Below are 22,569 nucleotides of genomic sequence, written 5' to 3' on the forward strand. Positions count from 1 at the left end.
CCCCCATAATTTTAATATAAACATTTATTCACAATACTCAAAATATCTTCCTCTTTTACTTCTAAATCAGCACTTAATATCCCATATTTATCTATACATAAATATAATGCCTTGTTTCTATTTTTCATCATTCTAACTTCAATTGATTTAACGAAAATCTCCTCTTCATCATAGCACCATTCTAATTCTTCTATTATTTTATCAATTAAACTGTATTTATCATTATCTAAATTAGACACATTAAATTTATTAATATACTCTCTTAAATACTGATGACTCTCTTCTAAATCCTCTGTAAGATTGATTTTCTGTATTGATAGATTATAATATAGTGAGTTTTCTAATATCTTATAAAAATCACTATTTGTTAGTATATACTTCTTTAGTCCTAATTCCTTTTCTATCCGTTTTATCTTTTTTCTATATGCATGTGAGTATTGATAAGGTATACAAACTATATTTTTTTCCTCAGTACAAATTATTTTTTCTCCAATAATATTATATAATCTATCTAAGGTAATTTTTTTATTGTCATTAAATAGTTTAAATAAAATAAATTCGACCACATTTTCAACTCCTTTAAGATTATATAATATATTTAATTATATAATCTCTTTACATTTTTTGCAATAAACAATTTAATACCCACTATATATCTATATTCTAACCATTAAAATAATATTATATCGACTCTAACTCCTCTTAATTTATATTAGTGTTAAATATAAATTATTGTTTCTAATAATTCATATATTCATATTTAATTTTATCCAACCCTTATATAGAAACTATTACTATATCTCTCATATAAGTTATATCTTTTAATCTTACTTATAACCTTGGTGTTAGTATAAAGTAGTGGAGACATTAAGTCGAACTAAATAAAATAATATTTAGTTAAGAAAGATGTGTCCATTATGAGAAAGGGCAGAAGATACGATCAAGAATATAAGGATATGATAGTAGAGTTATTTAAATCAGGAATGAGCTTAGCAGAGCATCGTCTGTGAATATGGCATTGCAAAATCAACAATTAACGGCTGGATTAAAGATGTAAAAGAAATTAAAGTAGATGAAAATGAAGTTATGACATTAAAGGAAGTAAAAGCTTTAAGAAAAGAAATGGCAAGAATTAAAGAGGAAAATGAAATATTACACCAAAGGTGGGCTTTAGCCAAAAAAGCTATGGCCATATTTGCAACAAGAAATTAGATGAAGTTATAGAATTTATAAATAATAATAAAAGCAAACATGATATTAAGACTATGTGTACCGTTCTAGGCGTAGCCAGAAGCACATATTATAAATCTTTTGAAAAACTAAATATGCAAAAGAAAATGAAATATTAGCTTATAATTTATCTGATAGAATAACTTTAGATATTGCTACAAATACAATACATAAGTTAATTGAAAATCTAATGTAAAACTTGCTAAAGATGTTTTTATTCATTCAGATCAAGGAAGCCATTACACAATTCCGACATTTCAAAAACTTTTGAAATCCAAAAAACTTGGACAATCTATGTCCATATTAGGAAATCATTGGGATAATACACCTCGAGAATCATTTTTTGGACATATGAAGGATGAAATAAACTATAAATCATGCTCAACTTTAGAAGAACTTCAATTAATTATAGATAACCGCAGTATAATCTGTGCTTGAGAAAACAAACCAATGGAAAAAGTACATTTATTGCATCTAGCTGCTCCATTATCTTTCTTCTACTAACTTATCATCTATAGTTAAATTTACTGAATCAATTTTCTTAAGTAATAAGTCTCTTTTATTTATTATATGGTTCATTGTTCTTACTTCTAAAAATAAATAACCCTCGACAACACAATCTGTATTGTCGAGGGTTTCATGGTGGAGGCGATGGGTGTCGAACCCATGTCCGAAAGCAGACCAGTCTAACTTTCTACGAGCGTAGTTTGTGAATAAAATTTCGGTCCTCAGTTCGCTCACAAACAAACTCCTGATTCCCTAGCTTCATAAATACCCCTTTAGCTCAAAGCTTTGCTAAACTTCGTTCCCCACTTTAATGACACCAGTAATCCTATGCGTGGGCACACAGGGCTGATGAGCAGCGTTAAATTAAGCTGCTAATGCAAAATTATCTTCTGCGTTTATATTTAATGCATACTTTATTATCGAGGTGACATGCTTGCCTCGGCTCGCTTATCAAACCCATCTTACCCCCGTCGAAGCCAAAACGCCCCCATGTAGTAATATGATATGATAGCTTACTTACCATCCATATTAAGTTTTAAATCCTAATAAGTTTCTTATTAGGATTTAATTATAATTCATTTAAAATTTATTGTCAACTTTCAGTTTTATCTCTACAAAGTTCCTCATATTGATTATTTATTTCATTATATTTTCTAATTAAGTCATTATACTTAGAGTTATTTTTCTTTCTTACTTTTTCACATATCTCTACAAGATAATCATAGTTCTCTATAACTTTATTTACTATATTTTTATCAATTTTATTATCATCTGCCATAGCTTTTAATATATCAAGAGTTTTATCTTTAGAGAACTTTTCTTTATAAGGCCTCTTTTCCATTAATGCACTTGAAATATCAGCTACTGCCAATATCTTAGCTTCCATAGGTATTTCTTCATCTTTAAGCCCATATGGATACCCAGTTCCATCTAACTTTTCATGATGCATCTCTGCTATTCCTCCTACATATTCCAATCCAAGTTCCTTTAAAATCATACCTGTATATATAACATGTTCTTTCATTATTTCCATTTCTTCATAAGTTAATTTATCTGACTTTTCTAATATTTCTATAGGAGTAAATAACTTCCCTAAATCATGACAAAAAGCTGAAAGTAAAATAGTATCCATATCTTCTCTTACTATTCCTAAAAGCTTATATAAATTATACGTAATTACTTCTACAGTTATAGAGTGTTCTAATGTACCTCTACTTCTAAAATTATTACATTGTATTATCATCTTGATAAACTGCTCTAACTCTTCTTTTGATATTTCTATAGTGTCTAAATAATTATAAAGTTCACTCAAATATTCTCCACTGCTTATCTTCTTATATAAAATATCATCTTCATTTATTTTTGAAAAAATATTACAAACTTCTATAGTAAACTCTTCATCAATATGGCTTAATAATTTTCGCATGTTTAAACTAAGCCCGTTTATATATATATTATCAATATCATTTAATATATTAAACAAAATAGCTATTTCTTTATATCTAATACTTATTAAAGAATATTTATCATACGGAAGATGATGATATAAACATATCTCAGCCATATCTGTAGAATAAACAGTGTAATTTTCTAAAAATATATATCCGAATACTGAATGATTACTCAAATCTGCTGTTACAGATTTATCATGTTTAAATTTTTCTTCTAATTTACAAGCGCCAATATCATGTAAAATGGCTATTTGCACCATTTGATTTATTTCATCTTCACTGTATTTGCCTTGTTCTTGTAAATATTTTAATAATATGTATGCAACTCTGTGACCGTGTAGAAATAATTCTTCATCTGTTCCATTAAGAATATAAATAAATAATCTTAGTACATTTCCTAGAACATACTTTTTCATTCTTCTACTCCACCTTTTCCCCTCTTATATAATTCCATAACACTCATTATAAATCAATCTCTCATATTATAATTTTTCGTCTACAAATACTATTTTCTTTAACAACAGTATCAAAGATTAACAGATAATTTTTATAAAAAAAGTGATAAAAGCTATACAAACCTAACAACTTCTATCACTTCATAATTTATATTATATTAATATTTATTGTTTTTGACACTATTTTACGCTTCTTCTTTAATTCCCATAATAAAAGTAGCAATAAAAGAAACTGCTCCTGCAATAACTAATCCTATACAGTAATTTAGCATCGTATCACTAGTTGTAATAGCTATAGCTGGTAAAGCTGTAACTTCAACTGCTGTCATTTGAACTTTAGTAGCTACTACATAAGCTCAAGCTGCTGCTCCACCAATGGCAGCTCCAATTAAATCCTGTTGTTGCTATAAGTCCTAATTCTATAGCATGGAAGCTGTGGTGTATACCTGATTAAATATTTACTAGTATAAACTTGCAATATCTCACTTTGTAAAACCTTTTCATAAGTTTCAAAATAAATTTGCAATACAAGGTATCGTTCCCATATTTTCAAATATAAAATTTACGTCTTACTATTATTTCATTATGCACTATTTCTTTCTATAAGTATATATGAAAGCTTAATATTTTTTTTAATAGTTTTTGATGTTTTTATACTACTCTTTAATAATTCCAACATTATTTCTGCACTCTTTCTACCTGATGTCTTGTAATGATAGTGAATTGTAGTTAATTTGGGTGAAACAACTTCTGAAATCCTAGTATCTCCAATACTCACCACTGCTACATCCTTTGGTATATTTAAACCTTTATCTTTCAAACAATCTATGGCAGCTATAGCTAGATTATCCGTAACTGCAAAAATCGCTGTTGGTGTATTCTTTTTATTTATAAGCTCATTAGCTAATTTATAACCACTTTCATAAGAGAAATCTCCCACTTTTAAATTTTCTATATCCATCTCTATATTATTTTCTTTTAAAGCTGCTATATATCCATTTTCTCTCTCAAGACCAACAGATCTATCTTCTTCATAAACCCCTATGAAACCAATATTCTTATGACCTTTTCCTATAAGATACTCTGTCATATATTTTGCAGCATTAAAATCATCATGATATACACAAGGATAGTTATCCATATACTGTGCCACCACAACTATTGGCACATTTAACTTATCCATAATCTTCTTATGTTTTGGAGTTATTTTAGTTCCCATGAATATTACGCCATCTACTTGATTATTTTTAAAAATATTTAAATATTCAAATTCTTTTTCCACTGAAAGGTTAGTGTTAGCTATCAGTACATCATAATTATTTTCCGATAACACTTCTGTGATTCCTTGTACAACTCTTGGTGCTGTTTCTGTAGATATCTTTGGCACTATTACTCCAATAAGATTTGTCTTACCAGTCCTTAATGATTTAGCATAACTTTGTGGCATAAAACCAGTCTCATCAATTACCTTCTTTATTTTTTCCCTGGATTCTGCTCCAACATAGCCATTATTTAAGTATCTTGAAACTGTAGATTTTGATACGCCTGCTAATTTGGCTATATCAATTATATTTAATGTCATTTCTTATCCCTCACTTTATATATCAGCAGGATATATTCTAGTCCTATCTATCTCCTACACTTATCCATTATTACTATTATAGTATATATTACTATAAATATATACTTATTTTTATAGTAATATATACTATATGGTATTATACTCAAAATACTAAACATCCTATATAAAAAATATAAAAACTAATCATCTACATTATTTGTATCACCTGTACTATTCTCCCGATATAATGCAGTGGTTCCTATCAAATTAAAAATATATGCTATTTCTTCTAATACAGCTCCAATAAATATTTCTTTATTTGCACTTTTAGTAACTAAAAAATCTTCAGTATCTAAATTATGTGGTAATCTTTGATACTTTGTCCAATAAATCGGTGTTAATATAGTTTGTCCAAATAATTCTAATTGAGCTGCTAATACTGCTGTAGCATCAACATTAATTCCCATATCTTCAAATTCATCTGCAACTTCATTAATTAGCTCACTTTCTTCTTTATCACCATATTGGCCAGCTTGAAAAATTTCATTTCTCCTTTTAATTCTAAATTGTAATATATTTATCCCTTGAACTGAAGCTGTATATTCTAATAAATATCCTAATACTAAAATTAATTGAGCTTTCCATTGGGTCTGCAATAATTCTATATCTTGCAAATCTTGTAATGTATAATTATTGTATTTATTAATTGTTTCTTCAGAATAACCAGTTTCATTTCTTCCAGCATTTTTGTCTTTTTTATATTTATTATGGGATATATGACACACCCCCTATTCTCGTAAAGTGAAATAAGTATCTTAGCTAGTCCTATATTTTATAATATACTTAGCTTCATTTTTGGTGATTTTATGATAAAAAAAAACAGATGTACCTAAAATTTTTTCTAATACATCTGTTTTTATAATTATCTATTTCTCTCTTTAAGTGCTCTTTCCATATCTCTCTTATGGGCTTTTTCTAACATAGAATCTCTCTTATCATAATTCTTTTTACCTCTACATAATCCTAAAGCCACCTTAACTTTTCCCTCTTTTAAGTATAGAGATAAAGGAATTAGCGTATATCCTTCTCTTGCTATTAATCCATTGAATCTAGCTATCTGCTCTTTATGCAAAAGTAACTTTCTTTCTCTTAATGGATCAACATTAAATATATTTCCTTGTTCGTAAGGACTAATATGCATGTTGTAAATAAAAACTTCACCATTTCTTACATCTGCATAACAATCCTTTAAATTGCATTTACCAGCTCTAATAGATTTTACTTCAGTTCCAACTAAAGCTATCCCTGCTTCTATAGTCTCCTCTACAAAATAGTCATGACGAGCCTTTCTATTTTCAGCTAAATTGTTTTTGTTTTTAACCCTTGCCACTTTTTCCACCCACTTTATTTATTACGTACTTTTTCTTTTATTATAACAAAATAATAAACATTTGAAACTAAAATTAACGCAGTGCTTATTAACTTGTAGTTTAATTAGCGTAGCGTTTAACTGCAAATAACTTCTATATAATTATTTACATGCCTTCATCTTCCTCTTTTTGACCTTCTTCTTTTGGTCCAAACTCTTTCTTGATTTCAGCAATTATTGAAGCCGTTCTTTTACTTGGAACTATTTCTTCTTTTTCTCCTTCATTCTTAACTATATCAAAGAATATTTCTCTGTTATCAATATCTACTCTGCTACATCTTACTTTTACCGCATCACCTAATCTATAGATATTCTTAGTTCTTTCACCAATAAGCATTAAATGTGCTTCATCATATACATAATAATCATCATCTAAATCTGTAATATGAACTAATCCTTCAATGGTGTTTGATAATTCCACAAAAATACCAAATGAAGTTACAGATGAAATTATTCCATCATATTCTTCTCCAATTCTATCCATCATATATTCAGCTTTCTTTAAATCATCAACTTCTCTTTCAGCATCTTCTGCTAACCTTTCCATTTCAGATGATTGTTTTGCTGCTTCATCTACAATAACTGCAAGTCTTTCTCTTCTTTTATCATTTATCTTACCATTTAGATTTTCCTTAATTATTCTATGAATTTGTAAATCAGGATATCTTCTTATAGGAGAAGTAAAATGACAATAGTATTGTGCTGCTAAACCAAAGTGTCCTGCACATTCTGGTGAATATCTAGCTTGCATCATACTTCTAAGTAAAAGTGTACTTACCACTGTTTCTTCTGGTTTACCTTGAACCTTTTCTAAGATTTCTTGGAGAGCTCTTGGATGTATCTCTTGTGAAGATTTAATTGTATATCCTAAGTTATAAATAAAATCTCTAAATCTTTGAAGCTTTTCATCATCTGGCTCTTCATGTACTCTATAAACGAACGGTAAATTCTGCCAATACATATTTTCAGCAATAGTTTCATTACATACAAGCATAAACTCTTCTATTATTCTATTAGCTATTGCTCTTTCATATGGTTTTATATCAATTGGACGTCCAAGCTCATTAAGAACTATCTTTGATTCCTCAAAATCAAAGTCAATTGCTCCTCTTTTTCTTCTCTTTTCTCTTAAAATTAAACACAACTCTTCCATAGTCTTAAAGTCTTCTATTAAATAATCATATTTATTTAATAGCTCTTCATCAGCTTTGCCTTCTAATATTTTAGTTACATCAGTATAAGTCATTCTTTCATTTGTTTTAATTACTGTTTCATCAATTTCATGAGCTAGAACTTTACCCTTATGGTCTATTTCCATAAAACAACTTAATGTAAGTCTATCTACATTTGGATTTAATGAACATATACCATTTGATAATTTTTTAGGAAGCATTGGAATAACTCTATCTATTAAGTATACAGAAGTTGCTCTTTTTAAAGCTTCTTTATCTAGTGGATTTTTTTCTCTAACATAATGTGAAACATCAGCAATATGCACCCCTAATCTATAATTGCCATTAGCCAATCTTTCGATAGATACAGCATCATCTAAATCCTTGGCATCCTCTCCATCAATAGTGACCATTCTTAAATCTCTTATATCTCTTCTTCTAGCAATTTCAGCTGGATCTATTTCTTCTGATATTCCTTCAGCATATTTTAAAACCTTTTCTGGGAATTCTTCTGGAAGTCCGTGCTTTTTGATTATTGTTAATATATCAAGACCCTTTTCACCCTTTTTACCTAATACTTCAGTTATTACTCCCTCTGGACTTCTTCTCTTATCTGCCCATTTAACAACTTTGACTATTACCACATCTCCATGTTTTGCTCCATTGCTATCTTTTTTAGAAACAAATATATCTTGTGTAAGTCTTGTATCTTCTGGTACTACAAATCCAAAGTTTCTACTTTCCTCGTAAACTCCAATAACTTTTGTATTTGCTCTTTCTAGTATTTCAGCAACTTCTCCTTCTCTTTTCTTGCCATTTAAATCATCTCTCGTAATTTGAACTAATATTCTATCACCATTCATGGCACCATTCATACATGAACTTGGTATAAATACATCATTTTCACCTTCATTTTCAGGAATTAAGAACCCAAATCCCTTTTTGTGTACCTGTAATTTTCCTGTTATTAATCCCATTCTCTCTGGAACTGCAAATTTATCCTTCTTAGTTCTTACGATAAGTCCTTCCTTTTCCATTATCTTTAAAGTCCATTTAAAATCTGTATATTCATTCTTGCTTATATCAAAAACAGCTACAAGCTCTTGAATATCCATTGGCCTGTAAGCTTCTTCTCTCATGAAGCTTAACAATGTTTCTTTTATTCCCATATAAATTTATTCCTCCATTTTTATATCTATATTTTATTCATGTAAACTTATATTCTTTAATATATTTTATCCTACTTTAATTATTAACAATAAAATAGACCACTATACTTTATAGCGATCTATGTATAATCTATTTAACTACGTTTAAAGCTATTGTATTAATAGCAAATAATAACATTGAAATCATTGTAACCTTTGCTAATAATGCTTCTTTTGTTCTTCCTTTATTTTTAGCAAAGAAAGTTTCATTTTTACTTCCTTGAATAAGTCCACTTAAAGCATCAGCTTTACTTTTTTGCATTAATATTGATACTATAACAATTAATCCTACTACAATTTCAATTGCAAATAAAATTTTAGTTAACATGGTGCACCTCCCATATGTAATTCCTCTTAATTATGTGGTTTAATCATACCATAATAAGTTATAAATTACAAGCAAGCTACATATTCTGTCATTTATTTTCTTTACTTTTCATAACTTAAAAGGCATTTCTTAAAATTGAAATGCCTTTTTAAATTACTTCAAATTAAAAAATGCCTTTTTACCTCTATATTCAGCAACATCATCCAATTCTTCTTCTATTCTTATTAATTGATTATATTTTGCTACTCTTTCAGATCTAGCAGGGGCACCAGTCTTTATTTGTCCAGCATTTACTGCCACAACAAGGTCTGCTATAGTTGTATCTTCAGTTTCACCACTTCTATGAGAAATAACTGCTGTATAACCAGCTCTATTTGCCATTTCTATAGCATTTAATGTTTCTGTAAGAGTTCCTATTTGATTTAATTTAATAAGTATTGAATTAGCAACTCCTCTATATATTCCATCACTTAATCTATCTGTATTAGTAACAAATAAATCATCGCCTACTAATTGAACTCTATCGCCTAATCTATCAGTTAGTAACTTCCAGCCTTCCCAATCTTCTTCTGCCATACCATCTTCAATTGAAATTATTGGATATTTATTAACCCACTCTTCAAAGAAATCTACCATTTCAGTGGCACTTAAAGTCTTGCCTTCATTTTCTAATACATATTTACCATCTTTATAATATTCAGATGAAGCTGCATCTATAGCAATAAAGATTTCCTTTCCTGGTTCATATCCTGCTTTAGTAATAGCTTCTAAAATAACATCAATTGCTTCTGCATTTGATTTTAAGTTAGGTGCAAAACCGCCTTCATCTCCTACACCTGTTGAATATCCTTTATCATTTAATGTTTTCTTTAAAGAATGATAAATCTCTCCACAAGCTTGAACTGCCTTATCAAATGAATCAAATCCTACTGGCATTATCATAAACTCTTGTAAATCTACAGAATTATCTGCATGTGAACCACCATTTATTATATTCATCATAGGTACTGGAAGAACTTTAGCATTAACTCCTCCTACATATTGATATAGTGGTATTCCTAAATAATTTGCTGCTGCATGTGCCACTGCTAAGGAAACTCCCAGGATAGCATTAGCTCCTAATTTTCCCTTATTGCTAGTTCCATCAAGTTCTATTAATATTTTATCAATATAAGTTTGATCAAATACGTTACATCCTATTAATTCTTCGCTAATAGTATCATTAACATTTTCTACTGCCTTTAAAACACCTTTTCCCATGAAATAGTCTTTGTTCCCATCTCTTAATTCTACTGCTTCATAAATACCTGTAGATGCTCCTGAAGGAACTGCCGCTCTGCCCATAGTTCCATCTTCAAGATAAACTTCTACTTCTACAGTTGGAAAACACCTTGAATCTAATACCTGCCTAGCAACTACATCTACTATTTCAACATAATTTTTCATGAATATTTCCTCCTTTATGTAAAAAATAATAATCACTTTAAACTACTTCATTATTTTTTTCATAAATATAAAATAATATTCATAAATTTATCAACATGAAAAATGGACTGTTCGTTTAACAAACAGTCCATTTCTTTATTATTCTTCATTGCAGTACTCTTCAAATTTCATTTCCCATTTCTTTGCACTTTCATAATCAATTTCTCGCATATACTTTAAAAATATATCTAAATAATCTATTCCTTTTAGCCCCTTCATTAAATGCCTTGGAAATGAAACTTTTCTTGTATAACATTGCTTTGGGTCTATTACTTTTAAATTTTCATTTTCATCAACATATATATCTCTGCACCTTGCATCTAACTTAGAAAACTTTAATCTTTTCATTTCATTGATAAGTTTGTATAAATTCAGCACAAGTTTTTTAGACATTCCATTTTCCTTAATATAGTGATCAAGTCTCTTTCCTTGAACCATTTCTCTAAGTATATAATATCTATCACACCTAAAAATTCTTGGAAAATATTTAGACCTTTTTACTTTATATAATATTTTAGCTTCTTCCCTGCATATATCTTTATTAGTAAATATCTTAACAGCTTTATCTTCAGGAAGTTCATAAACTATTCCATTATGACCTTCCCCTAAAAATTTTGCTTCTCTAAAAAGTTTTTCTAATTCTTTATCAAAATTAGCTGAGTATGCATATGTCCTAACCATTATACCTACCTAAAACGAAATACTTACTTACATTATACTATTCCTATCTACTATTTATATTTACTTTTTATTCTCTAGTTTTATACTTAGATACATTTTCATCAATGATATTACTTATCTCATTTATTTCATAAACTACACTTTTAACTTCTTCAATAGATTCTGTTTGATTTTGTATTATAGCATTAATTTCCTCTATATATGCTGATTGCTCTTCTGTTATTTGTGCAGTATTATCAACATTAGTCATGACTTCTTTTTGGTTTTCATTTACCTTTTTAATTTCATTACCTACTTTATATATTTCAGATATAAGATTTTCAGAAGTTTTTACAATTTGCTCATAATCACCCATAGTTTTATTAATTTGTTCATCTGAATTTTTAGCAATTGTTAAAGTTTCTGCTACCTCTCCTCTAACATTAGATACTAATAATGATATTTCTTTTATTATTTCTTGTATTTCATTCACTGATTCCGATGATTGATTAGCAAGTTCTCTTACTTGATCTGCTACAACAGAAAACCCTTTGCCTTGTTCTCCAGCTCTTGCTGCTTCTATTGCTGCATTTAATGCTAAAAGATTTGTCTGTTCAGCAATTCCCCTTATTGTATTTGTAATATTATTTATTGAATTAAATTTTTCTGATAAGTTTACAATCCCTTCATTTAAATTTTCTGCACTATTTAAATTAGCCAGTATATTTTCCTTGATATTATTAATAAGCTCAATAGATTCAGAATTTTTACTTTTAACTAAATCACTCATATTTAATAATTCTTTAGACATACCTTCAATATTAACAATTCCATCAGCTAGGTTATTTAATTCATCAACCATATTAATCATATCTTTAGCTTGTTCATTAATTCCTTCAGTTATATTTTCAATACCACTCTTTATTTCACCTGCTGATTCTGATATCTTATCCATTTCAATTTTACATTCACTATTCTTTTCATTAGTTTCTTTAACTATCTCTTTAAGATTATTTATAAATATACTTTGCTTCTCATTAATAGTATTAAAACTATTAATTAAATCTCCTATTTCACTTCTTGAAGTATTTTTAATAACTCCACTAAAATTACCTTCTGACAGTAGTGCTGCTTCTTTTTGCAATCTTTTTATAGGATTAACTATTAAAGTCAAGCCAAAATATCCAATAATTATAGTTATTATTACTGAAACTACAAAAATACTTATTGAAGTTTTTAAAAGAATATTAATACTATTTAAATGTTGGCTTTCTGGAATAGCAATAACATATATCCAATCCATTCCTTCTATAGTATTATAAGCAAAATATTTTTTAACATTATCGTAATCTACAGATTTCACAATACCTGAATCATTCTTTTTTATATCATTTACAAAATTCATTAAACTTCCCGAATTTATAGATGATAATTCTTTTTTACCTGTCATAAATTCTTCATTTTTATGTGTAATTATTATTCCATTTTTATCCACTATAAATGAATAGTCCTTTTCTCCCATAGACTTTTTACTTATTATTTCTTGTAAATTATATATATTTATATCACTAGCCAATACTCCAAGTATTTCTTCTGTATTTTCTGAATTTTTTATAGGTACTGAAATAGTTATTATAATATTTCCTGTTGCAGAGTCTACATATGGATTTCCTATTACTGTATCTTTTTTGTCAAATGCACTTTTATACCATTCTGTTTCTAATGTATTATAATCAGAATCAGGTATCCAATCATCACTCCCAATATATGTACCATTAACTAAAGACATATAAAATGTTAAACCTTTTTCTTCTCCTTGTTTTTTTAAATAATTTTTTATAAAAGAATTTTCAAAATTATTCACAACAGAAATAGTTCTAGACATTTCCTCTAATACTCCTATTTCTTCATTTAACCACTCCTTTACCTCATCTGAATATTGCTTAGATGTAAGCTTGGCCTTATCCTCAACTTCTTTAGATACACTTTTCTTTACTGTTATATAATTAAGTAATGTTGATGTAAATAAAATTATAGCAACTAACATAACTATTATAAAAGTAATAATAAATCTTAAACTTATTGTCTTCTTTTTCATTTAAACTCTCCTATAAATTAAGTAACTTCTCTTCTTATTATCGGTGAGTAACTATTTTTATTTATAAAAAAATATTAATTTAACAAAAACATAATTAATTTTGCTAAATTAATATTTAAATTCATTTATCTTTCATTACCCCAAAATATAGTTGCAATAGTTCCTGGTCCTCCATGACTTCCTATAACAGTTCCTATATATTGTATTTTTATTTCTTTAAAATTTAATTCCTGTAAAATTATATCTTTTAATGCTTGAGCTTCTTCTAACGCATCACCATGCATTATATATAGTGTTTCACTTTCTATATTTAACGCTTTTTCTTTAACAACTGTAGCTAAATATTTTAGTGCTTTCTTTTTTCCTTTTATTTTCTCTGTAGCTTCAACAGCTCCATTATTATCTATTTTAAGTATAGGTTTTATATTTAATAACGATCCTACCGCTGCTGTAGATGCAGATATTCTTCCCCCTCTTTTTAAATGTTTTAAATCATCTACTAATATAGAATGAATGACTTTATTTTTATTTTCTTCAATCCATGTTGTAATATATTCTAAATCCTTACCTTCCTCTATCATATCGCAAGATTTTTTTACTAACATTCCAACACCCATACTTACTGATAAACTATCAACTACAGATATTTTCGCATTAGGATTTTCTTCTAATATATTATTTCTAGCCATATTTGCACTATTAAAAGTTCCACTTAAAGCAGAAGATAAACCTACATATAATATTTCATATCCTTCATTTAATAACTTTCTAAACTTTTCTTCAAAAGTATAAATATTTATTTGTGAAGTACTAGGCATACTACCTTCCCTTAATTTATCATAAAATTCTCTATATCCTAAACTCTTGCCTAAATCATCTTCTATATTTTCACCATCTAAATTTAATAATAATGGAACAAACTCTATGTTATTTTTTTTTACAAAATCAATACCTAAATCACAAGATGAATCTGTTACTATCTTAATAGTCATAATACCCTCCTAAAACATTAGATTGTTTCTTTAATATTATTATATCAATTTTAGTTCTATTGTCAAATATTTTGATTATCAAAGTTTGTCGAAATATAAAAGAGTAAGATATTTTAATAAACACCTTACTCTTTTATTATTGTTATTTAGAAATTATTAAATTTTCTCCTGTCATTTCAACTGGAGCTTCTAATCCCATTACATTTAACATAGTTGGAGCTATATCAGCTAATTTACCATTCTTTAAAGTTTTACCTTCAGTATGATTTGAAACCCATATAAATGGTACTGGATCAGTAGTATGCGCTGTAAATGGCTTACCATTTGAATAATCAATCATAACTTCAGCATTACCATGGTCAGCTGTTATAAATACAGTACCATCTAATTCTAATACTTTATCTACAACTTTTCCTAAACATACATCCACTGCTTCAATAGCTTTTTTAGCAGCTTCTAAAACTCCTGTGTGTCCAACCATATCTGGATTTGCAAAGTTTAAGATAACCATATCATATTTCCCTGAATCTAATCTTGCTATTAATTCTTCAGTAACTTCTGGTGCACTCATTTCAGGTTTTAAATCATAAGTAGCAACCTTTGGAGAAGCAATTAACGCTCTATCTTCACCTTCATTTTCTTTTTCAACACCACCGTTAAAGAAGAATGTTACGTGAGCATATTTTTCAGTTTCAGCAATTCTTAATTGATTTAATCCCTTGCTTGCAACATATTCCCCTAAAGTATTAGTAATTGTTTGTGGGCTATAAGCAACTTCAACACCTTCTAATGTCTTATCATATTGAGTCATAGTAACAAATACTAAATTTAAAGTTTCTCTCTTAAACCCATCAAATACCTTATCATTAATAGCTCTAGTTATTTCTCTAGCTCTATCTGGTCTAAAGTTGAAGAATACTACTGAATCTCCATTCTTAATTTTACCATTTTCGTTTACTACACATGGTAATACAAACTCATCTGATTTATTGTCATGGTAAGATGCTTCTAAAGCTTCCACAGCGCTAGTTGCTTTTTCACCTTTTCCTAGAACCATAGCATTATATGCAAGTTCAACTCTTTCCCATCTATTATCTCTATCCATAGCATAGTATCTTCCAGATAAAGTAGCTATTTGTCCTACACCTATTTCAGCCATATAGCTTTCTAAATCTTTAACAAATTCAATTCCTGAACCTGGAGCAACATCTCTACCATCCATGAAACAATGAACATATACATTTTGAACTTCTTGTTCTTTAGCTAATCTTAATAAACCTTTTAAATGATCAATGTGAGAGTGAACTCCACCATCAGATAATAATCCCATTAAGTGTAAAGCTGCATTATTCTTTTTAGCATTATTCATTGCATCTAAAAGTGATTCATTTTTAAAGAATCCACCATCTTTAATTTCTTTAGTAATTCTAGTTAATTCTTGGTATATAATTCTTCCTGCACCTATATTTAAGTGTCCAACTTCTGAGTTACCCATTTGTCCATCAGGTAAACCAACTGCCATTCCACTTGCTTGTAATTCACTATGTGGATATTTAGCAACTAATTTATCAAAATTTTCTTTTTTTGCTGCTTCAACAGCATTTCCATCGCCTTTTGGAGCTATTCCAAATCCGTCTAATATCATTAACATTACTGGTTTCTTAGCCATAATTCCCTCCAAATATCGTAAATCATTTTTTATACAATAAAACAAATTATTGTAAAGTTCATCAATTAATGCTTTAAATAAATTAAAGATAATAAATTTATCTATATTTATTATCTTTAATTTAATTCATAATTATTATACTATAATTATATGTGTATAACAATAAAATAGCTATTTTTGTAAATGTTTATATATGAATTAATAATTTTTATCTTTTTCTTAATTTACACTAATATACAAAAGGAAGCCCTAAGGCTTCCTTAACTTTATAATTAGTAGTTAACTATTTGTGCAAAATCAGTAGCAACTAAGCTAGCTCCACCAACTAAAGCACCATCTATGTCAGACATAGCCATTTGAGCTTTGATTGTTCCTGGCTTAACTGATCCACCGTATTGGATTCTTATCTTGTCAGCAACTTCTTTTCCAAACATTTCAGCTAAAATATTTCTGATAGCCATAATTGTTTCGTTAGCTTGTTCATCAGTAGCAGTTTTACCTGTTCCTATAGCCCAGATTGGTTCGTAAGCTACAACAACCTTTTCTGCTAATTCTGGTGCTAAACCTTCTAAATCAGCTTTTATTTGAGCTCCAACAACTTCGTTAGTTGTTCCATTTTCTCTTTCTTCTAAAGTTTCTCCACAGCAAAGGATTGGAGTTAAGTTATGAGCAAATGCAGCTTTAACTTTTTTGTTTAAGGCTTCATCAGTTTCGTTAAAGTATTCTCTTCTTTCACTGTGTCCTAAAACAACATAGCTAACTCCCATAGCTTCAAGCATTCCTGGAGCTATTTCCCCTGTGAAAGCTCCTTTTTCTTCAAAGTGCATATTTTGTGCAGCAACTTTAATGTTTGACCCTTCAACAGCTTTTAATACTGCATCTAAGCATACAAAAGTAGGACAAACTACTACATCACAAGTAGCATCCTTTACTAATGGTTTTAATTCATTTACTAATTTAACAGCTTCTTCTGGAGTATAGTGCATTTTCCAGTTTCCAGCGATGATTGCTTTTCTCATTATTTTCACCTCATATATAAATTATCAATTATTAATTATTAATTTAAATAATTATTTATCATTTAAAGCAGCGATTCCTGGTAAAGTTTTACCTTCTAAGAATTCAAGTGAAGCTCCACCACCTGTAGAAATGTGAGTCATCTTATCTCCAAATCCTAAGATGTTAACAGCAGCAGCTGAGTCTCCTCCACCGATAACTGTTGTAGCATCTGCATCTGCCATAGCTTTAGCAACTGCAATTGTTCCTTTATTGTAGTTTTCAAATTCGAATACTCCCATTGGTCCGTTCCATATAACTGTCTTAGCATCTTTTACTGCATCAGCATATAAAGCTTCTGTCTTAGGTCCAATATCTAATCCCATGAATCCAGCTGGTATGTTTTGATCTTCTGTTACAGTAGCTTCAACATCTTTAAATTCAGATGCTATTCTATGATCTACTGGTAATAAGAATCTAACTCCATTAGCTTCAGCTTTAGCTATCATTTCTTTAGCATAATCTAATCTATCATCTTCACATAAAGAAGTTCCTATTTCATATCCTTGAGCTTTTAAGAATGTATAAGCCATTCCTCCACCAATGATTATTGTATCAACTTTTTCTAAAAGGTTGTTGATAACAGCAATCTTATCAGAAACTTTAGATCCACCTAATATAGCTACGAATGGTCTAACTGGATTGTTTACAGCTTCTCCTAAGAACTTTAATTCTTTTTGGATTAAGTATCCACATACAGCTGTATCAACGTAGTTAGTTACTCCTACAGTTGATGAGTGAGCTCTGTGAGCTGTTCCAAATGCATCGTTAACATAAATGTCACATAAAGAAGCTAATTCCTTAGATAATTCTTCTCCGTTCTTAGTTTCTTCTTTTCTGCATCTAGTGTTTTCTAATAATACAACATCTCCGTCTTTCATATCAGCAACAGCTTTTCTAGCGTTTTCTCCAACAACTTCTTCGTCTCTAGCGAAAACAACTTCTTTACCTAACATTTCGCTTAATCTTACAGCAACTGGTGCTAAGCTCTTAGATGCATCTTTTCCTAAGTGTGAGCAAAGTATAACTTTAGCTCCATTTTCAATTAAGTATTTGATTGTTGGAAGAGCTCCTACTAATCTATTTTCATCAGTTATAACTCCATCTTTTAATGGTACGTTAAAGTCACATCTTACTAAAACTCTTTTACCTTTAACTTGAACATCTTCAATTGTCTTTTTATTAAAGCTCATTCTTTTCACCTCATAAATTTTTATAGTTTTATCTATAATTTTAAAATAGGCCCGGTCTTATAAGTATGCCTTAGAGACCGGACCCTGTTTAGGATCTTATAAGAGTGCTTTTATAAGCATCTAAATCCATATATAATTATCTATTAAAATTAAGCTAATTCAGCGAAGTATTTAATAGTTCTAACCATTTGGCTAGTGTATGAGTTTTCGTTGTCATACCATGAAACAACTTGTACTTGGTATAATCCTTCTCCGATTTCAGATACCATAGTTTGAGTTGCATCAAATAATGAACCGTATTTGATTCCGATGATATCTGAAGAAACTAATTCTTCTTCAGTGTAACCGAATGATTCATTTGAAGCAGCTTTCATAGCAGCATTGATTCCTTCTACTGTTACATTTTCACCTTTAACAACAGCAACTAATATAGTAGTTGATCCAGTTGGAACTGGTACTCTTTGAGCAGATCCGATTAATTTTCCGTTTAATTCTGGAATAACTAATCCGATAGCTTTAGCAGCTCCAGTTGAGTTAGGTACTATGTTAACAGCACCAGCTCTAGCTCTTCTTAAATCACCTTTTCTTTGAGGACCATCTAAGATCATTTGGTCTCCAGTGTAAGCGTGAATTGTTGACATTATACCAGATTGAATTGGTGCAAAGTCATTTAAAGCTTTAGCCATTGGAGCTAAGCAGTTTGTAGTACAAGATGCAGCTGAGATTATGTTATCTTCAGCAGTTAATATATCTTGGTTTACGTTGAATACAACTGTTGGAAGGTCATTTCCAGCTGGAGCTGATATAACAACTTTCTTAGCACCTGCTTCGATATGAGCTTGAGATTTAGCTTTTGATACGTAGAATCCAGTACATTCTAATACTACGTCAACACCAATTTCTCCCCATGGTAATTTTGAAGCATCTGCTTCAGCGTAGATTCTTATTTCTTTTCCATCTACAGTGATTGAGTTTTCTCCAGCAACAACTGTATCTCCTAAAGCGTATCTACCTTGTGCTGAATCATATTTTAATAAATGAGCTAACATTGATGGGCTTGTTAAATCGTTGATAGCAACTATTTCATACCCTTCTGCTCCAAACATTTGTCTAAATGCTAGACGTCCTATACGTCCAAAACCATTAATTGCAACTCTTACCATTACAATTACCTCCTAAATAATAAATATAATATATTTAAAATAAAAATTTTAAAACAACATTAATTTTGAGCTTTCATCAGTTCCACTATCTTATTTGCTGCTGCTTCATCAGTTACTAGAACTGCATTACTATCATTCATTTCAGCTGCTATTATAGCTTCTACTTTATTTTTTCCAGCTGCTACAGCAATATGTGTATTAATTTTTTTTGCATCATTTATTTTTATACCAATGGTAGTATTTTCAGATACAACTTTTGAATTTTTATCAAAATAACATCCATACGCTTCGCCTACTGCACCATTTTTTTTAAGCTCTTCAATAAATTCTTCAGATGCTCCTCTTTTTCCTGCCATATGAATAGCATTTCCTATACCATATATAAGTATATCTGCTTTATGAATGCAATCTATGACATCTTTGATTTGCTTTTCTTTTAAAAGCCCATCTAAGACTTCTAAACTAACATTTTCCGGAATATGAAGCAATTTATAACTCCCATTAACTTTTTGTGCTAAGGCAGCTGCCAAAGTATTAGCTTGGCTTTCAACTTTTCTTCCCATTCCTCCTCTTGCAGGCAAAACAAGAACATTGGAGACATTATTTATTTTAGGGAAAGCTTCAACTAATTCCTTAACTGTACTTCCACCTGTAATAGCTATTATACTATCATCTTTAATAATATCTTTTACATAATTAGAAGCAGCTTTTCCTAATTCTTTTAATACATACGGATTACTTTCCACATCTCCCGGAACAATTATTACATCTTTTAATCCTAAAGATGTTTTAATAAATTCCTCAACGTCGTTTAATCCTTTTATCTCATGCATAAAATCGTTTAATTGTTCTACTACTCTGATACCCTCTTCAGTAACAGTCATTCCCAGAGTATTTATCTCAATTAAATCCTGCTCTTTTAAAAAGTTAATCTCAGTACGCACAATTCTTTCACCTAATGAAAGTTCTGATGCTAAAACCCTTCTACCAATTGGCTGGTTGAAATATATAGTCTTTAAAATATTGTATCTTTTTTCTAAGATATCAACCAATTCAGGAACTATCTTTTTCTGAACTGATAATATTTCCTGCACTTTTAGCCCTCCTTTTGGTCTTAAAGCGTCCCACTTATAACTTTTTGTGTCCCGCATATATTATTATAAAACAGAATTTAGAATTTTTAAACCCTTTATAGTAAAATTTTATATATTTTTTTATTATCTAACTTCTTCTTTCTTTTATTAGAAGGCTAATCTCCATTTACCCTCTATATTTTGCCACGGTTATTCTAGATATATGTAATGTATTTTCTAACAGTATAAAAAAAGCCTCATGGCTTTTTTTTATTTTTCAAAGAAAAATATTCCACAAGGCTTAATTCCAGAGTGAATACCTACTGTACACCCTACTTTAGCATCTATATAATTTATATTTTTTTCTTGGAAGTATATCTTTAACCCTTGGTATACATCTTCATTTAAAAGTTCTAATAATACTATTGGCGAGTCAAAATCAACATCAGTACTTTCAAAATCTGATACTAATTTCTTTAAAGCCTTTTTACTTCCTCTAACCTTATCTTTAACAGACATTTTACCATCTTTTATTTCTAAAATTAGTCTTAAGCCTAACACACTACCTATTGTTCCTGCAGTTTTTGATAGTCTTCCACCTCTTACAAGGTTTTCTAATGATTCAAAATTTAATGAGCACTTAACCTTAGGTATTGCTTTAAGAATTCCCTCTTCAATTTCTTTTATTCCTAAACCTTTATCTCTAAGTTCACAAGCTTTTAATACTAATAATCCTAATCCTGATGTAACATTTCTAGAATCAATTACAATAATATCATCACTTTCTAACATATCTTTTGCTATACATGCTGATTGATATGTTCCACTCATGTCTGAAGATAATGTTAAGGCTACTATTTTATACCCTTCATCTAAATACTTTTTAAAACTTTTTTCAAATCTATTAGGAGTTACTTGAGCTGTTGTAGGTAAAACACCTGTAGCATCAATTTTATCAATCATTTCCTTCGTGGTAATTTCTATACCATCTAAATAACTTTCTTCTCCAAAGTTGATTAATAACGGTAACACTTCAATGTCTTTTTCTCTTATAAGTTCTGCCGGTAAATCTAAAGTACTATCTGTTATAATTTTAATTTTTTCCATGAACAGTACCCCCATTTCTTATTTCATATTTGGAAAATCCATTTGTCTTAATGCTTCATAAGCTATTGTACACACTGTATTGGATAAATTTAAGCTTCTTGTACTCGTCTTTATCATTGGTATTCGTATACCTTTATGCGCATTATGCACTTCTTCTGGAACACCACTTGATTCTTTTCCGAACATAATAAAATCTCCTGGCTTATAACTTTCTTCATTATAGAATTTTCCTCCATGAGTTGTAGCTAGAAATATTCTTTGTTCTCCATACTTAGCCATAAAATCTTCATAAGATTCATGCACCTCAAGCTTTAAGTCTTTCCAGTAATCTAATCCAGATCTTTTAACTGCCTTGTCATCTATGCTAAATCCTAAAGGCTTTATTAAATGTAAAACAGAATCCGTTAAAACACAAGTTCTGGCAATATTCCCAGTATTTTGTGGTATTTCTGGTTTATATAAAACTATATTTAAATTCAATGAATTCACCCTCCAAAAAGTAAAATGAAAGTCTCTTACTTTAATATATGTATGTATCTATCTATAAATTTTATAATACTATATGATTATTTATTAGTCAAAGCATTTTACAGAATGTTAATTTTAATTAAATTTATAATTTCTCTATTTAAGTCCTTATTAACAACAAAGAAAAAAGGGTGCAAAAAACTCACCAAAATAAAAAATCGCTGTATGTATTAAACTTACAACGATTTTTTGTATAATTAATTA

Annotated in this window: 20 protein-coding genes, 1 other RNA gene and 1 pseudogene; 2 read left to right on the plus strand and 20 right to left on the minus strand. The window is 29.2% G+C overall.

Translation table 11 applies throughout. From position 1 onward, the window contains the following. Nucleotides 1-11: 11 nt before the first annotated feature. Entirely contained in the window at nucleotides 12-566 is a 555-nt protein-coding gene (locus tag H8R92_RS06550; RefSeq protein WP_186835031.1) for a hypothetical protein, read from the minus strand. A gap of 520 nt (nucleotides 567-1,086) precedes the next feature. On the opposite strand from H8R92_RS06550, the gene H8R92_RS13350 reads away from it, so the two are divergent. Both H8R92_RS13350 and H8R92_RS06555 read left to right on the plus strand, forming a co-directional pair. Beyond that, nucleotides 1,087-1,212, plus strand: a complete 126-nt coding sequence (locus H8R92_RS13350; RefSeq protein WP_279287101.1) for a hypothetical protein — start codon at nucleotides 1,087-1,089, stop codon at nucleotides 1,210-1,212. A gap of 115 nt (nucleotides 1,213-1,327) precedes the next feature. After that, a pseudogene (locus tag H8R92_RS06555) lies at nucleotides 1,328-1,647 on the plus strand (IS3 family transposase); the annotation flags it as partial. 223 nt (nucleotides 1,648-1,870) lie between these two features. On the opposite strand, the gene ssrA reads toward H8R92_RS06555, so the two are convergent. The 19 genes from ssrA to H8R92_RS06650 all read right to left on the minus strand — a co-directional run bounded on the left by ssrA (nucleotide 1,871) and on the right by H8R92_RS06650 (nucleotide 22,317). Next, nucleotides 1,871-2,226: a transfer-messenger RNA gene (gene ssrA, locus H8R92_RS06560) on the minus strand. 103 nt (nucleotides 2,227-2,329) lie between these two features. Continuing rightward, nucleotides 2,330-3,604 (minus strand): HD-GYP domain-containing protein, encoded by a 1,275-nt coding sequence (locus H8R92_RS06565; protein WP_186835032.1) that lies wholly within the window; start codon nucleotides 3,602-3,604, stop codon nucleotides 2,330-2,332. 224 nt (nucleotides 3,605-3,828) lie between these two features. After that, nucleotides 3,829-3,972, minus strand: a complete 144-nt coding sequence (locus H8R92_RS06570) for a hypothetical protein (RefSeq protein WP_186835033.1) — start codon at nucleotides 3,970-3,972, stop codon at nucleotides 3,829-3,831. Nucleotides 3,973-4,226: 254 nt separating this feature from the next. Continuing rightward, nucleotides 4,227-5,225 (minus strand): LacI family DNA-binding transcriptional regulator, encoded by a 999-nt coding sequence (locus tag H8R92_RS06575; protein ID WP_022211047.1) that lies wholly within the window; start codon nucleotides 5,223-5,225, stop codon nucleotides 4,227-4,229. A gap of 179 nt (nucleotides 5,226-5,404) precedes the next feature. Continuing rightward, on the minus strand, nucleotides 5,405-5,989 hold the full coding sequence (locus H8R92_RS06580; protein WP_022168156.1) for a hypothetical protein: 585 nt from the start codon (nucleotides 5,987-5,989) through the stop codon (nucleotides 5,405-5,407). A gap of 137 nt (nucleotides 5,990-6,126) precedes the next feature. Beyond that, nucleotides 6,127-6,594, minus strand: coding sequence for an SsrA-binding protein SmpB (gene smpB / locus H8R92_RS06585; protein WP_022211046.1), 468 nt, complete (start codon nucleotides 6,592-6,594; stop codon nucleotides 6,127-6,129). Nucleotides 6,595-6,739: 145 nt separating this feature from the next. Beyond that, nucleotides 6,740-8,974: a ribonuclease R gene (rnr, locus tag H8R92_RS06590; protein ID WP_186835034.1), complete on the minus strand. Its 2,235-nt coding sequence runs from the start codon at nucleotides 8,972-8,974 to the stop codon at nucleotides 6,740-6,742. A 130-nt stretch (nucleotides 8,975-9,104) separates the two neighbouring features. Then, nucleotides 9,105-9,341: a preprotein translocase subunit SecG gene (gene secG, locus H8R92_RS06595; RefSeq protein ID WP_186835035.1), complete on the minus strand. Its 237-nt coding sequence runs from the start codon at nucleotides 9,339-9,341 to the stop codon at nucleotides 9,105-9,107. A 153-nt stretch (nucleotides 9,342-9,494) separates the two neighbouring features. Continuing rightward, the gene (gene eno / locus H8R92_RS06600) at nucleotides 9,495-10,787 is read right to left on the minus strand and encodes a phosphopyruvate hydratase (protein ID WP_022211043.1); all 1,293 of its coding nucleotides are present in this window, start codon (nucleotides 10,785-10,787) and stop codon (nucleotides 9,495-9,497) included. A gap of 138 nt (nucleotides 10,788-10,925) precedes the next feature. Then, nucleotides 10,926-11,507: a protein kinase gene (locus H8R92_RS06605; RefSeq protein ID WP_186835036.1), complete on the minus strand. Its 582-nt coding sequence runs from the start codon at nucleotides 11,505-11,507 to the stop codon at nucleotides 10,926-10,928. Between the two features lie 67 nt (nucleotides 11,508-11,574). Beyond that, nucleotides 11,575-13,584, minus strand: coding sequence for a methyl-accepting chemotaxis protein (locus H8R92_RS06610; protein ID WP_186835037.1), 2,010 nt, complete (start codon nucleotides 13,582-13,584; stop codon nucleotides 11,575-11,577). Nucleotides 13,585-13,709: 125 nt separating this feature from the next. Next, entirely contained in the window at nucleotides 13,710-14,576 is an 867-nt protein-coding gene (locus tag H8R92_RS06615) for a DegV family protein (protein ID WP_186835038.1), read from the minus strand. 142 nt (nucleotides 14,577-14,718) lie between these two features. Beyond that, on the minus strand, nucleotides 14,719-16,245 hold the full coding sequence (gene gpmI, locus H8R92_RS06620) for a 2,3-bisphosphoglycerate-independent phosphoglycerate mutase (RefSeq protein ID WP_186835039.1): 1,527 nt from the start codon (nucleotides 16,243-16,245) through the stop codon (nucleotides 14,719-14,721). Nucleotides 16,246-16,517: 272 nt separating this feature from the next. After that, complete coding sequence (tpiA, locus tag H8R92_RS06625; RefSeq protein ID WP_186835040.1) at nucleotides 16,518-17,264, minus strand: triose-phosphate isomerase; 747 nt, start codon at nucleotides 17,262-17,264, stop codon at nucleotides 16,518-16,520. 51 nt (nucleotides 17,265-17,315) lie between these two features. Next, nucleotides 17,316-18,494: a phosphoglycerate kinase gene (locus tag H8R92_RS06630; protein ID WP_022211037.1), complete on the minus strand. Its 1,179-nt coding sequence runs from the start codon at nucleotides 18,492-18,494 to the stop codon at nucleotides 17,316-17,318. Nucleotides 18,495-18,643: 149 nt separating this feature from the next. Beyond that, a complete protein-coding gene (gene gap, locus H8R92_RS06635; RefSeq protein ID WP_022211036.1) occupies nucleotides 18,644-19,657 on the minus strand; it encodes a type I glyceraldehyde-3-phosphate dehydrogenase in 1,014 nt (337 codons plus the stop codon). Between the two features lie 59 nt (nucleotides 19,658-19,716). Next, the gene (locus H8R92_RS06640) at nucleotides 19,717-20,751 is read right to left on the minus strand and encodes a sugar-binding transcriptional regulator (RefSeq protein WP_302623260.1); all 1,035 of its coding nucleotides are present in this window, start codon (nucleotides 20,749-20,751) and stop codon (nucleotides 19,717-19,719) included. Nucleotides 20,752-21,000: 249 nt separating this feature from the next. Continuing rightward, entirely contained in the window at nucleotides 21,001-21,837 is an 837-nt protein-coding gene (locus tag H8R92_RS06645) for a DegV family protein (protein WP_186835042.1), read from the minus strand. A gap of 18 nt (nucleotides 21,838-21,855) precedes the next feature. Further along, nucleotides 21,856-22,317: a tRNA (cytidine(34)-2'-O)-methyltransferase gene (locus H8R92_RS06650; protein ID WP_022211033.1), complete on the minus strand. Its 462-nt coding sequence runs from the start codon at nucleotides 22,315-22,317 to the stop codon at nucleotides 21,856-21,858. Nucleotides 22,318-22,569: the final 252 nt, after the last annotated feature.

Source organism: Clostridium lentum, from assembly GCF_014287815.1.
GTDB lineage: Bacteria > Bacillota > Clostridia > Clostridiales > Clostridiaceae > Clostridium > Clostridium lentum.